This is a genomic window from Sphingomonas sp. A2-49 (genome assembly GCF_025548555.1).
Taxonomy (GTDB): Bacteria; Pseudomonadota; Alphaproteobacteria; order Sphingomonadales; family Sphingomonadaceae; genus Sphingomonas.
This window is the reverse complement of sequence record NZ_JAJLPA010000016.1, coordinates 1-13170: the sequence shown is the minus strand read 5'-3', so window position 1 is coordinate 13170 and position 13170 is coordinate 1. Positions and strand designations below refer to the sequence as shown.

The following is a 13170-nucleotide window of genomic DNA, read 5'->3' as shown; positions in this document are numbered from 1 at the left end:
CCCCCGACTCCCGGCCGACGGATTTCGGCCAGCATGAGCGGGCTCGCGATCGTTATCGTCGTGGTCGGGCTCGCGCTGATCGGCTGGCTCGTGGCGCGCATGCGGGCGGCGACGTTCCGCAAGCCGGGGGTGGCGCGGTTCACCGCTTTGCCTGTCCATTACGGCTATTTCGTCGCGATCTGCGCGCTGGCGCCGCCGCTGCTGTTCCTCGCCGTGTGGAGCCTCACCTCGCCCGCGCTGGTCACCGACGCGGTCGTCGCGACCCCGGCCGCCGCGGCGCTGCCCGCCTCGGGCTTCGAGCGCGCGTCGATCCTGTCGGAGGCGCGGGCGCTCGCCGCCGGGCGGGGCCACGGCGCCTTCCATGCGCTGTCGCGCGACCTCGCCCCCGCCTATGCCGCCGCGCAGGCGCGCTACGACTGGATCGCGACCGCCGCGGCGCTGCTGCTCGCCTTCACCGGCGGCGGCGTCGCCTTCACGCGCGTGCGCCCCGATTTCGCCGCGCGGACGCAGGTCGAGCGCGGCGTCATGCTGCTGCTGCTCGCCGCATCGCTGATCGCGATCCTGACCACGGTCGGGATCGTCGCGTCGCTGCTGTACGAATCCGCGCGCTTCTTCCGCATCGTGCCGGTGGGCGAGTTCCTGTTCGGGACGCACTGGAGCCCGCAGGTCATCGATGCGCGCGATCCGGGCGCGTCGCTCGGCGCGGTGCCGCTGTTCTGGGGGACCTTCTTTATCGGTGCGGTGATCGCGATGGCGGTGGCGATCCCGTTCGGGCTGATGAGCGCCATCTACCTGACCCAATATGCAAAGGGCTCGACCCGCCGCTGGATGAAGCCGGTGCTGGAGATGCTCGCAGGCGTGCCCACCGTCGTCTACGGCTATTTCGCCGCGCTTACCGTGGCACCCGCGGTGCGCCAGTTCGGCCTCGCGCTGGGCATCGCCGATGCCTCGTCGGAAAGCGCGCTGGCGGCGGGCGCGGTGATGGGGATCATGATTATCCCCTTCGTCTCGTCGATGGCCGACGATGCGATCGCCGCGGTTCCGGCCGCGATGCGCGACGGCAGCCTGGCGATGGGCGCGACGCAATCGGAGACGATCCGCCGCGTCATCCTGCCCGCGGCGCTGCCCGGCGTGGTCGGCGGCATCCTGCTCGCGGTGTCGCGGGCGATCGGCGAGACGATGATCGTCGTCATGGCCGCATCGGGCGTCGCGACGCTTACCGCCAACCCCTTCGCCAGCACCACCACCGTCACCAAGCAGATCGTCGACCTGCTGACCGGCGAGGCGGAGTTCGACAGCGCCAAGACGCTCGCCGCCTTCGCGCTCGGGCTGACGCTGTTCGTTATCACGCTGGCGCTCAACATCGTCGCGCTGACCGTCGTGAAGCGGTATCGCGAGGCGTATGAATAGCCCCCGCCAGCCGACCGACTGGAAGGCCGCGGCGGTGCAGCGTCGCACGCGCCGGCGCTATGCGGCCGAGCGCCGCTTCCGGCTGATGGGGCTTGCCGCGGTATGGCTGTCGGCGGGGTTCCTCGCCTTCCTGCTCGCCAGCATGCTGTGGCAGGGGGCGAGCGGGTTCCGCAGCACGCGCGTGCTGCTGCCGGTCGATCTCGCCGCGGCGCGGCTGCCCGTGACGGCGGCGCAGGTGCAGGGCCCGGGCGCGGATCTGGCGCTCGCCGCCACCGGGCTGGAAACCGCGGTCGATGCGGCGGCGGTGCGGGCCTATGGCCGCGACGGCACGATGCTGTTGTCCGACGGCGCGTGGCTGGTGGTGCGCGACCGGATCGAGCACGATCCCGCCGTGCTGCACGGCCGGCTGACGATCGCCGTGCCCGTCGCGAGCGCGATCGACGTCGCCGCCAAGCACGACGGCAGCCCGGCGGCGGAGGCGATCGTTGCCCGGCTGGCGGCGCGGGGCGTGCTCGACACCGGCTGGAACCTCGGCTTCCTCACCGGGGCCGATTCGACCGACCCGACCCGCGTCGGCATCTGGGGCGCCTTCAAGGGATCGCTGCTCACGATGCTCGTCACGATCGGCCTCGCCTTTCCGATCGGCGTGCTGGCGGCGCTCTACCTCGAGGAATATGCGCCGCGGAACCGCTGGACCGACCTGATCGAGGTGTCGATCAACAATTTGGCCGCGGTCCCGTCGATCATCTTCGGGCTGCTCGGCCTCGCGGTGTTCCTCGGCACGCTGCACCTGCCGCGCTCGGCGCCGCTGGTCGGCGGGCTGACGCTGGCGCTGATGACGATGCCGGTGATCGTCATCGCCGGCCGCAACGCGATCAAGGCGGTGCCGCCCTCGATCCGCGACGCCGCGCTGGCGGTCGGCGCCTCCCCGGTCCAGGTGGTGTTCGACCACGTCCTGCCGCTCGCGCTGCCCGGCATCCTGACCGGCACGATCATCGGCATGGCGCGGGCGCTGGGCGAGACCGCGCCGCTGCTGATGATCGGCATGCGTGCCTTCATCGCCGCCGCACCGTCGCGGCTGACCGATCCGGCGACCGTGCTGCCGGTGCAGATCTTCCTGTGGTCCGACGACGTCGATCGCGGCTTCGTCGAGAAGACGTCGGCGGCGATCGTCGTGCTGCTCGTCTTCCTGCTCGCGATGAACGGCCTCGCCATCTACCTCCGCAACCGATTCGAGACCCGCTGGTGACCCCCAAGATCTCCGCCCGCGACGTCAGCGTCTTCTACGGCGCCAACCAGGCGATCGACCACGTCTCGATCGACGTGACGCAGGACAATGTCGTCGCCTTCATCGGCCCGTCGGGCTGCGGCAAGTCGACTTTCCTGCGCACGCTCAACCGGATGAACGACACGGTGCCGTCGGCGCGCGTGACGGGGCAGATCCTGCTCGACGGCGAGGATATCTATGCCCCCGCGATGGACGTCGTGCAGCTGCGCGCACGGGTCGGCATGGTGTTCCAGAAGCCCAATCCCTTCCCCAAGTCGATCTACGAGAACGTCGCCTACGGCCCGCGCATCCACGGGCTGGCGACGGCGCGCGCCGACCTGGACGCGATGGTCGAGCAATCGCTGCGCCGCGCCGGATTGTGGGACGAGGTGAAGGACCGGCTGAGCGACAGCGGCACCGCGCTGTCGGGCGGCCAGCAGCAGCGGCTGTGCATCGCCCGCGCGATCGCGGTCGATCCCGAGGTGATCCTGATGGACGAGCCGTGCAGCGCGCTCGATCCGATCGCGACCGCGAAGATCGAGGAGCTGATCCACGCGCTGAAGGGCCGCTACGCGATCGTCATCGTCACCCACAACATGCAGCAGGCGGCGCGCGTCTCGCAGCAGACCGCCTTCTTCCACCTCGGCCGGCTGGTCGAGTTCGGGCGCACCGGCGACATCTTCACCAACCCGCGGGAGGAACGCACCCGCGACTATATCACCGGCCGCTACGGCTAAGGATCGGCGCACATGGTTGAACATACCGTCAAGGCGTTCGACGCCGACATCGGCCAGCTGCGGGGCATGATCTCGCAGATGGGCGGGCTGGCCGAGGACGCGATCGGGCTGGCGATGCAGGCGCTCGCCCGCCCCGACCCCGAACTCGCGGCGCGGGTGCGCGCCGACGACAAGGCGATCGACGCGATCGAGGCGGAGGTCGAGCGGCTGGCGGTGCGGATCATCGCGCTGCGCGCACCGATGGCGGTCGACCTGCGCGAGGTGGTGGCGGCGCTGAAGATCGCCGCGGTGGTCGAGCGGATCGGCGACTATGCCAAGAACATCGCCAAGCGCGTGCCGATGATCGCCAGCACCAACGAGGGCGGCGACCACCGCATCGAGCCGATTTCGCTGCTGCCGTCGATGGCGCGGATGGCGAGCGACATGGTGCGCCGCGCGCTCGACGCCTTCGCCGCGCGCGACGCGGAAGCGGCGATCCGGGTGGTCGAGAGCGACGCCGCGCTCGACGATTTCTACGACAGCATCTTCCGCACGCTCGTCACCTACATGGTCGAGAATCCGCGCACGATCAGCCAGGTCGCGCACCTGCTGTTCGTCGCCAAGAACCTGGAACGGATCGGCGACCACGCCACCAATGTCGCCGAAATGGTCTATTTCGCCGCTACCGGCACCCAGATGGCCGACCGCGACCGCGGCGGCGCCAACTTCGAGGACAAACGCTGATGGCACGCGCATCCATGCTGCTGGTCGAGGACGACGCCGCCCTCGCCGAACTGCTGATCTATCACTTCAAGCGCGAGGATTTCGAGGTCGCGCACACCCCCGACGGCGAAGAAGCGCTGCTGCTCGCCAAGGAAAAGGCGCCCGACATCGTGCTGCTCGACTGGATGGTCGAGGGACTGTCGGGCATCGAGGTGTGCCGTCGCCTGCGCCGGATGACCGAGACGCAGAACGTGCCGATCATCATGCTGACCGCGCGCGGCGAGGAGGAGGACCGCATCCGCGGGCTGGAGACGGGCGCCGACGATTACGTCACCAAGCCCTTTTCCCCGCGCGAACTGGTCGCCCGCGTCAGCGCGGTGCTGCGCCGCGTCCGTCCGGCGCTCGCCGGCGAGGCGCTGACCTATGACGACATCGAGATGGATACGGTCGGCCACAAGGTCCGCCGCTCGGGCGAGGTTGTGCCGCTGGGGCCGACCGAATTCCGCCTGCTCAAGCACTTCCTGGAACATCCCGGCTGGGTGTTCAGCCGCGAACGGCTGCTCGACGCGGTCTGGGGCCACGACAGCGACATCGAAAGCCGCACCGTCGACGTCCACATCCGCCGCCTGCGCAAGGCGATCAACGTCGGCGATCGCCCCGACCTGATCCGCACGGTACGGTCGGCGGGCTATTCGCTCGATTCGGGCGCCTGACCTGCCCGCCGGGACGGGGCCGGATAGAATCGCATACGAAACGACGGAGAAAAATACCGCATCGGGCGTTGGGCGGGGGTGTCGAAGCCATTCGGCGCATGAGATTCCAAAGGAGACCCCGCGATGAAGCTCATTCTGCTAGCCGCCACGGCCCTGATCGCCGCCCCGGTTCTGGCGCAGACCACGCCGCCGCCACCGCCGCCCGCCGATGCGCAGACCGCACCCGCCGACCCCGCCACCGCGCCTGCCGATCCGGCAGCGGCGCCGGCCGCGGGCGACCCTGCGATGGCACCAGCCGATCCGGCCGCGCCAGCGCCCGCCGCACCGATGCCGCAGGCCGGTACGCCGGCGCCGATGGCGACCGGTTCGGGTGATCCCGTCGGCGGTTACGCCCCGACCGGTTCGGCGGTGACCGGCACGCCCACAGCGGGGGTTCAGCCCACATTCCGTCCCGCGCCGTCGCCGGCCGAGGCCTATCCCGCCCCGGCACCGCTGGCGAAGTACCCGATCTGCAAGAAGGGTCAGTACGACAAGTGCATGCAGCGCGGCGGCAAGTGAGCCGCTGACGGCGGCCGGCAAAGCCGGTTGCCAGATGCTACTTAACGTTTAGGGAAAGGCGCTCCACGGGTACGAGGAGCGCCTTTTCCATGTCCAATCCCATTCGCTTCGATGGCCGCGTCGCCATCGTGACCGGTGCCGGCGGGGGCCTCGGTCGCCACTATGCGCTCGAACTGGCGCGGCGTGGCGCGCGGGTGGTGGTCAACGACCTCGGCGGGGCGCGCGACGGCACCGGCCATTCCGACGCCGCACTGGCGGTGGTCGAGGAGATCCGCGCGGCGGGCGGCGAGGCGATGTCGAACGGCGGCAATGTCGCCGATTTCGATCAGATGGCGGAGATGGTCGCCAAGGCGAAGGAAGCCTGGGGCGGCGTCCACATCCTCATCAACAATGCCGGCGTGCTGCGCGACAAGACCTTTGCCAAGATGGATCCGGCCGATTTCGAATTCGTCGTCCGCGTCCATCTGATCGGGTCCGCCTTCGCCACCAAGGCATGCTGGGAGACGTTCCGCGACCAGAATTACGGCCGCGTGCTGATGACGGCCTCGTCGACCGGACTGTTCGGCAATTTCGGCCAGGCGAACTACGGCGCCGCCAAGATGGGCCTCGCCGGCCTGACCAAGACGCTCAGCATCGAAGGCGCGAAGAACAACATCCGCGTCAACACGATCGCACCGACCGCGGGCACCCGCATGACCGAAGACCTGTTCCCCGACGCCGCGTTCAAGGCGTTCGCGCCCGAAAAGGTCGCGCCGGGCGCGCTGTATCTGGTCAGCGAGGACGCGCCGACCAACGTCATCCTCGGCGCCGGCGCGGGCGCGTTCCAGACGTCCTACGTCACGCTGACCAGGGGCGCGCTGCTCACCGGCGACGACCTGTCGCCCGAAGGCGTCGCCGCGCATTGGGCAGCGATCGCGGACCGCACGGACGAAATCGTGCCGCGGACGGGCGCGGAACAGTCGATGTCGATCGGTAAGCTCCTGCAAGGCGGTTGACACCCCTGCCTCCCTTCCGCGCTCGCGACAGGTGTATTGATTCCATAATACACAGCTGGTACCGCCTTCCGGTCAACAAGGGAGGAAGGCCATGTACAGCGAAAGCGACATCGATGGCGCGGTGACGGCGGGGGCGATCTCGCCCGACGCCGCCGCCGCGCTGCGCCGCCACGTCGCCGCGAGCCACGCGACGCCGGCAGTGGACGAGGAACATTTCCGGCTGCTGACCGGATTCAACGACATCTTCGTCTCGATCGCGATCGTACTGCTGCTCGTCGCGGTGGGACAGATCGGCCTGTCGATCGCGAAGCCTGCGGGCGGTGCGCTGGTCGCCGCCGCGGCCTGGGCCCTCGCAGAATATTTCACCGCGCGCCGCCGCATGGCGCTGCCGAGCATCCTGCTGCTGGTCGCCTTCGTCGGGGGCGTCGCCGGCGGGTTGATCGGGCTGGTCGAAACGATCGCGCCGGACATCGACGGACGCGCCGGCGCGCTCGCCGCCGCGGCCATCGGGCTCTGTTCCGCGGGCGCGGCGTGGCTGCACTGGCGCCGGTTCATGGTGCCGATCACGGTCGCGGCGGGGGCGGCGGCGCTGGTCGCGACCGGCATCGGACTCGTCGTCGCCGCGATCCCGGACATCAGGCAGGCGGTCTGGCCGCTGCTGCTGATCGGCGGGCTGGCGGTGTTCGCGGTCGCCATGCGCTGGGACATGAGCGACACCGAACGCAAGACGCGGCGCGCCGACGTCGCCTTCTGGCTGCACCTCGCCGCCGCGCCGATGATCGCACATTCGATCTTCCAGATGCTCGGCGTGTTCGCGGGCGACATCGGCGCGGGCAAGGCGCTGGTCGTGCTGGCGCTCTACCTCTGCTTCGCCGCGGTCGCGCTGGCGGTCGACCGCCGCGCGCTGCTCGTGTCCGGCCTCGTCTACGTGCTGGCGGCGCTCTACGCCCTGTTCCGCAGCGCGGGCGCGATCGAACTGGGTGCGGCGCTGACCGCGTTCGTGATCGGATCGGCGCTGCTCAGCCTGTCGGCGTTCTGGCAGCCGATGCGGCGTGCGGTGGTCACCGCGCTGTCGCAGTCGCTGCGCCATCGCCTGCCCCCAGTCGCGGTGGCGTGACGATCCGCGTCCCCCGGCCGGTGCCGGGGGACGCTCAGTCGACCAGCTTCATCAGCCGCCGTTCGACCGGTGCGAGCACCGGACCCAGCTCATGGCCGCGCTTCAGCACCATGCCCTGTTCGCCGATCAGCGCCCACTGCCCCTGCCGCCCGCGCAGCGCCGGGCGCTTCTCGATGCGGAACTCGGGGCGTTCGGCGGCGCGACGGAACGCGGCGAAGACCGCGGCGTCCTTGCCCAGATCCATCGCATAATCCTTCCAATGCCCCGCGGCGACCATCCGGCCATACAGGTCGAGGATACGGTTGAGCTCGGCGCGCTCGAACCCGACCTGCGCGGGCGGGGCGGCATGGGGAAACGGCGTGACGATACCCATCAGGCGCGGTCACGCTCCGCTTCGGGCGATTGCTCGGCGAGCAGCGCGTCGAGCCGCTTGCGCATCGATTCGAGTTCGCAGCGCATGATCTCCATCTTCTGCGTGGCGGGGTCGAACATCTCGCTGCACGGCGTGCCATAGGGGACGAAGCGGCTCGGCACCGTCGCCGCGCCGCCCTCCACCATCGTCGCGCGCGCCGGGATGCCGACCATCACCGCGCCTTCGGGCACGTCGCGCGTCACCACCGCATTGGCGCCGACGCGCGCGCGCGATGCCACCAGGATCGGCCCCAGCACCTGTGCGCCCGACCCGATGATGACACCGTCGGCCAGCGTCGGATGGCGCTTGCCCGCGACCCCGTTGTCGGGGCTGGTCCCGCCGAGCGTCACGCATTGGTAGATAGTGACGTCGTCGCCGATCTCCGCCGTTTCGCCGATCACGACGAAGCCGTGGTCGATGAAGAAATTGCGGCCGATCTTCGCGCCCGGATGGATGTCGATCGCGGTCCAGCCGCGCGCGATGTGGTTGACCAGCCGGGCGAGGAAGAACAGCCGGCGCCGGTACAGCCGATGCGCCACGCGGTGGAGCCCCAGCGCCCAGACGCCGGGATACAGCAGGATCTCCGCCCGGGAATGCGGGGCCGGATCGCGCGCCCTGATCGAATCGAGATAGGCGCCGAGCCGTCCGAACATCCACCATATCCCTTCAAACCCCGCCGCATGTAATCGCTCCGCCCGCCGATTTCCATGCCCGCGCCGCCGCAGCTTGGCGCGGGCAAAGCCCAGCTTTGTTGTCGGGATTGATCCGGACGTGCAGGTAAGGCCGGGCGGACCTTCCCGCGCCTTGCGGAGTTACGCGCGCCGATGCCAGATTTCCTCACCGCCATCGACTGGAGCCAGGTGGTGCCGTTCATCGCGATCGGTTTCGCCGCGCAGGTCGTCGACGGTGCGCTGGGCATGGCGTTCGGCGTCATCAACTCGACGCTGCTGGTGACGGTGATGGGCGTGCCGCCGGCGGTCGCCTCCGCCAGCGTGCACGCGGTCGAGACCTTCACCACCGCCGCGTCGGGCATCAGCCACATCGCGCATCGCAACGTCGACTGGAAGCTGTTCCGGCGGCTGGTCATCCCCGGCATGATCGGCGCGATTTTGGGCGCGACGCTGCTGTCGAACATCGACGCCTCGGTCGCGCGGCCGTTCGTGATGCTCTACCTCGCCTGCATCGGGCTCTACCTTCTGTTCCGCGCCGTGAAGGGCACGATCGAGCCGCGCAAGCCGCGCGTGATCGCGCCGCTGGGCCTCGTCGGCGGGTTCCTCGACGCGGCCGGTGGCGGCGGCTGGGGGCCGGTGGTGACGAGCAACCTGCTGATCCAGGGGGCGACGCCGCGGCACACGATCGGGACCGTCAACACCGCCGAATTCTTCCTGACCGCGACCGCGTCGGTGACGTTCTTCATCGCGATCGGCTGGTCGGCGTTCACCGTCCATACGCTGGGTATCCTCATCGGCGGGCTGGTCGCGGCGCCGATCGGCGGCGTGCTCGCCAAGCGGGTGCCGACCCGCCAGCTGATGGCGCTGGTCGGCGTGCTGCTGACGCTGACCAGTGCCTGGTCGGTCTATGCCGCGTTCGCGAAGTGAAATTGCGGCTGCCCTTGGTCCGCTAAGTCACTCTTTTCGCTGCTGATCGTCTCAGGCGATCACGTCGCGGAAAGAGATTGATTTTGCACTGCGGCATGACACCCCATATCCCGCGTTCATCCATTCCACCGGAGACGCGATCATGTCCCTCATCGGCAGCAAGCTGAAGCCCTTCACCACCCAGGCGTATCGCCAGGGCAAGTTCGTCAGCGTCGGCGATGCCGACGTGCTCGGCAAATGGGCGGTATTCTTCTTCTATCCGGCCGACTTCACCTTCGTCTGCCCGACCGAGCTCGAGGACCTCGCCGACGTCTATCCGACGCTCCAGAAGATGGGCGTCGAGGTGTACAGCGTGTCGACCGACACCCACTTCAGCCACAAGGCGTGGCACGACAGCTCGCCGGCGATCGGCAAGATCAACTATTACATGCTGGGCGACCAGAGCCACGCGATCAGCCGCAACTTCGACATTCTGCGCGAAGGTCAGGGCCTGGCCGATCGCGGCACGTTCGTGATCGATCCGGAGGGCACGATCCAGCTGGTCGAGGTGACCTCGGAAGGCGTCGGCCGCAACGCCGCCGAGCTGCTGCGCAAGATCAAGGCCGCGCAGTACATCGCCGCGCACCCGGGTGAGGTGTGCCCGGCCAAGTGGGAAGAGGGCGAAGAGACGCTCGCCCCCAGTCTCGACCTCGTCGGCAAGATCTGACGCGACGTCCGGCGCCCGCACCGCGCGGGCGCCGGACCCTGCCGCGCCGCCCCTTCGCAACGGGGCGGCGCGCCTGCCCTCTACGACGCCCGCATTTCAGGAATTCCATCATGCTCGACGCCAATCTGACGCAGCAGCTGAAGGCCTATCTGGTCAACATCCGCCAGCCGATCGAGCTGGTGACGAGCCTGGGCGACGACGCCAAGTCGCGCCAGATGGGCGAGCTGGTCGACGAGATCGCGGCGCTGTCGGACAGCATCGCCGTCGTCGCCGCGGACGACCGTCGCAAGCCGAGCTTCATGATCCGCCGCGTCGGCACCGACATCGGCGTGCGCTTCGCCGGCCTGCCGATGGGGCATGAATTCACCTCGCTGGTGCTGGCGCTGCTCCAGGTCGGCGGCCATCCCTCGAAGGCCGCGCAGGAGCTGATCGCGCAGGTCGAGGCGCTGGAGGGCAGCTTCCACTTCGAAACCTATTTCTCGCTGTCGTGCCAGAACTGCCCCGACGTGGTGCAGGCGCTCAACCTGATGGCGGTGCTCAACCCCCGCGTCACCCACACCGCGATCGACGGCGGCCTGTTCCAGGACGAGGTCGCGGACCGCAAGGTGATGGCGGTGCCGACGATCTTCCTGAACGGCGAGGTGTTCGGACAGGGCCGGATGGAGCTCGAACAGATCGTCGCGCGGCTCGACACCGATGCGCCCGCCCGCGCCGCGGCGAAGATCGCGCAGAAGGATGCGTTCGACGTGCTGGTCGTCGGCGGCGGGCCGGCGGGCGCGGCGGCGGCGATCTACACCGCGCGCAAGGGCATCCGCACCGGCATCGTCGCCGAACGCTTCGGCGGGCAGGTGCTCGACACGATGGCGATCGAGAATTTCATCTCCGTCTCGCACACCGAGGGGCCGAAGCTCGTCGCCGACCTCGAACGCCATGTGCGCGACTATGACGTCGACATCATGAACCTGCAGCGCGCCGAGCGGCTGGTCCCGGCCGGGCCCGACGGGCTGTACACGGTCGCGCTGGCGAACGGCGCGTCGCTGCGTGCGCGCACCGTCATCCTGTCCCCGGGCGCGCGCTGGCGGCAGATGAACGTGCCGGGCGAGGACGCCTATCGCAACAAGGGCGTCGCCTATTGCCCGCATTGCGACGGGCCGCTGTACAAGGGCAAGCGCGTCGCGGTGATCGGCGGCGGCAATTCGGGAGTCGAGGCGGCGATCGACCTCGCCGGCATCGTCGCGCACGTCACGCTGATCGAATATGATGCGGAACTGCGCGCCGACGCGGTACTTCAGCGCAAGCTCGCCAGCCTTCCCAACGTCCGCATCGTCACCTCCGCGCAAACCATTGAGGTGGACGGCGACGGCGACCGGGTGACCGGCCTGTCCTATCGCGATCGCAACCGCGACAGCGTGCACCGTATCGATCTGGAGGGCGTGTTCGTGCAGATCGGGCTCGTGCCCAACACCGAATGGCTCGCCGGTGCGATCGCGCTCAGCCCGCGCGGCGAGATCGAGGTCGACCATCGCGGCCAGACGTCGCTGCCCGGCGTGTTCGCGGCGGGCGATGCGACGACGGTGCCCTTCAAGCAGATCGTGATCGCCATGGGCGAAGGGTCGAAGGCGGCGCTGTCGGCGTTCGACCATCTGATCCGCATGCCCGCCGAGGAAACCCACGACTGGGAAGAAGCGGCGGAATAGCCCTCCCTTCCGCAGGGGAACGATCCCCGCAATTCCTCCCCTGCTTTCGCAGGGGAGGGGACCGTTCGCGCCAGCGAATGGCGGATGGGCAGCCCAGCCGGACCATTGCCCGCGACTGCCCCTCCACTCCCGGCTGCGCCGGGCGGTCCCCCTCCCCGTACCGGGGAGGAATGACGTTCCGCGATCCGCACCTGCGAATGATGGGCACAGCACTGCGGGATTACCGCCCGTGGCTGCCCGTCCGCCGTACCAGAGGCGAACGAGATCCCCCGCGCCGCTGTGGTGCCCACCGCAAAAGCGCAGGATTGGGGGTGGCGCCTCCCCCGCGGCGCCTCTATCGCCCCGCGCATGGCGGCGACGTATCTCCCCACGCTCAAACAGCTCCAGTATCTCGTCGCGCTGAAGGACGCGGGCCATTTCGGCCGCGCTGCGGAAGCGTGCTTCGTCACCCAGTCGACGCTGTCGGCGGGCCTGCGCGAGCTCGAGACGCTGATCGGCGTGACGCTGGTCGAGCGTACCCGGCGCGTCGTCCGCTTCACGCCGCTCGGCGACCGGATCGCGGACAAGGCGCGCCGCGTGCTGCGCGAGGCGGAGGAACTGGGCGATATCGCCCGCGCCGCCGGCCGGCCGCTGTCGGGCGAGATGCGGATGAGCGTCATCCCGACGATCGCGCCGTTCATGCTGCCCCATATCCTGCCCCGCCTGCGCCGCGACTATCCCGACCTCAAGCTGTTCCTGCGCGAGGAACCGTCGGGCGCGGCGTGCGAGGGGCTGCACAACGGGCGTACCGATTGCGTGCTGCTCGCCCTGCCCTTCGCCTGCGGCGACGTCGCGTCGCACCCGCTGTTCGACGATCGCCTGTTCGTCGCCTACCAGCCGCAGGACATGCCGAGCGATCCGCCGAAGATCCCCGCCGCGCTGATCGACGAGACGCGGCTGCTGCTGCTCGAGGACGGCCATTGCCTGAAGGACCATGCGCTGTCCGCCTGCAACCGGCCCGAACTGCGGGCCGAGGCGACGATGCTCGGCACCTCGCTCCACACGATCGTGCAGATGGTCGACAACGGGCTCGGCATGACGATGCTGCCCGAAATGGCGCTGAAGGCCGGCATACTCGACCATACCGGCATCGTCGCGCGCCCGCTCGATGCGGACAATGCCGTGCGGCGGATCGCGCTCGTCTGGCGGCGCGCGTCGCCGCGCGAGAAGGATTTCCAGCTTCTCGCCGAAGCGCTGGCCGAGGCACGCTGATGCAACC

Annotated in this window: 14 protein-coding genes; 12 read left to right on the top strand and 2 right to left on the bottom strand. The window is 69.4% G+C overall.

Going from position 1 to position 13170, the window contains the following annotated elements:
* The first annotated feature begins 33 nt into the window (after positions 1 to 33).
* The 8 genes from pstC (at position 34) to LPN01_RS12735 (ending at position 7499) form a co-directional block, all read left to right on the top strand.
* On the top strand, positions 34 to 1410 hold the full coding sequence (gene pstC / locus LPN01_RS12770; protein ID WP_262828804.1) for a phosphate ABC transporter permease subunit PstC: 1377 nt from the start codon (positions 34 to 36) through the stop codon (positions 1408 to 1410).
* Positions 1403 to 2659 carry a phosphate ABC transporter permease PstA gene (gene pstA, locus LPN01_RS12765; RefSeq protein WP_262828803.1) on the top strand — a complete coding sequence of 419 codons (1257 nt, stop codon included), beginning with the start codon at positions 1403 to 1405 and terminating at the stop codon, positions 2657 to 2659. Before pstC ends, pstA begins: the two co-directional genes overlap by 8 nt.
* On the top strand, positions 2656 to 3414 hold the full coding sequence (pstB, locus tag LPN01_RS12760; protein WP_262828802.1) for a phosphate ABC transporter ATP-binding protein PstB: 759 nt from the start codon (positions 2656 to 2658) through the stop codon (positions 3412 to 3414). The genes pstA and pstB overlap by 4 nt, the downstream gene beginning before the upstream one ends.
* A 12-nt stretch (positions 3415 to 3426) precedes the next feature.
* Complete coding sequence (phoU, locus tag LPN01_RS12755; RefSeq protein WP_262828801.1) at positions 3427 to 4137, top strand: phosphate signaling complex protein PhoU; 711 nt, start codon at positions 3427 to 3429, stop codon at positions 4135 to 4137.
* On the top strand, positions 4137 to 4829 hold the full coding sequence (gene phoB, locus LPN01_RS12750) for a phosphate regulon transcriptional regulator PhoB (RefSeq protein WP_163959145.1): 693 nt from the start codon (positions 4137 to 4139) through the stop codon (positions 4827 to 4829). Before phoU ends, phoB begins: the two co-directional genes overlap by 1 nt.
* Before the next feature lie 123 nt (positions 4830 to 4952).
* Complete coding sequence (locus LPN01_RS12745) at positions 4953 to 5387, top strand: hypothetical protein (protein WP_262828800.1); 435 nt, start codon at positions 4953 to 4955, stop codon at positions 5385 to 5387.
* An 89-nt stretch (positions 5388 to 5476) separates the two neighbouring features.
* Positions 5477 to 6382, top strand: a complete 906-nt coding sequence (locus tag LPN01_RS12740) for an SDR family NAD(P)-dependent oxidoreductase (protein WP_262828799.1) — start codon at positions 5477 to 5479, stop codon at positions 6380 to 6382.
* 91 nt (positions 6383 to 6473) lie between these two features.
* Complete coding sequence (locus LPN01_RS12735; protein ID WP_262828798.1) at positions 6474 to 7499, top strand: hypothetical protein; 1026 nt, start codon at positions 6474 to 6476, stop codon at positions 7497 to 7499.
* Between the two features lie 34 nt (positions 7500 to 7533).
* Here the strand turns inward: LPN01_RS12735 and LPN01_RS12730 are convergent, their stop codons facing one another.
* Positions 7534 to 7872: a DUF2794 domain-containing protein gene (locus LPN01_RS12730; protein WP_262828797.1), complete on the bottom strand. Its 339-nt coding sequence runs from the start codon at positions 7870 to 7872 to the stop codon at positions 7534 to 7536.
* Positions 7872 to 8564, bottom strand: coding sequence for a serine O-acetyltransferase EpsC (epsC, locus tag LPN01_RS12725; protein ID WP_262828796.1), 693 nt, complete (start codon positions 8562 to 8564; stop codon positions 7872 to 7874). Before epsC ends, LPN01_RS12730 begins: the two co-directional genes overlap by 1 nt.
* 171 nt (positions 8565 to 8735) lie before the next feature.
* On the opposite strand from epsC, the gene LPN01_RS12720 reads away from it, so the two are divergent.
* From LPN01_RS12720 to LPN01_RS12705, 4 genes are all read left to right on the top strand, one after another.
* Entirely contained in the window at positions 8736 to 9509 is a 774-nt protein-coding gene (locus tag LPN01_RS12720; RefSeq protein WP_262828795.1) for a sulfite exporter TauE/SafE family protein, read from the top strand.
* Between the two features lie 142 nt (positions 9510 to 9651).
* Complete coding sequence (gene ahpC, locus LPN01_RS12715; protein WP_262828794.1) at positions 9652 to 10215, top strand: alkyl hydroperoxide reductase subunit C; 564 nt, start codon at positions 9652 to 9654, stop codon at positions 10213 to 10215.
* A 110-nt stretch (positions 10216 to 10325) separates the two neighbouring features.
* Positions 10326 to 11912, top strand: a complete 1587-nt coding sequence (gene ahpF / locus LPN01_RS12710) for an alkyl hydroperoxide reductase subunit F (RefSeq protein ID WP_262828793.1) — start codon at positions 10326 to 10328, stop codon at positions 11910 to 11912.
* Positions 11913 to 12260: 348 nt separating this feature from the next.
* Entirely contained in the window at positions 12261 to 13163 is a 903-nt protein-coding gene (locus LPN01_RS12705; protein ID WP_262828792.1) for a hydrogen peroxide-inducible genes activator, read from the top strand.
* Positions 13164 to 13170 lie beyond the last annotated feature (7 nt).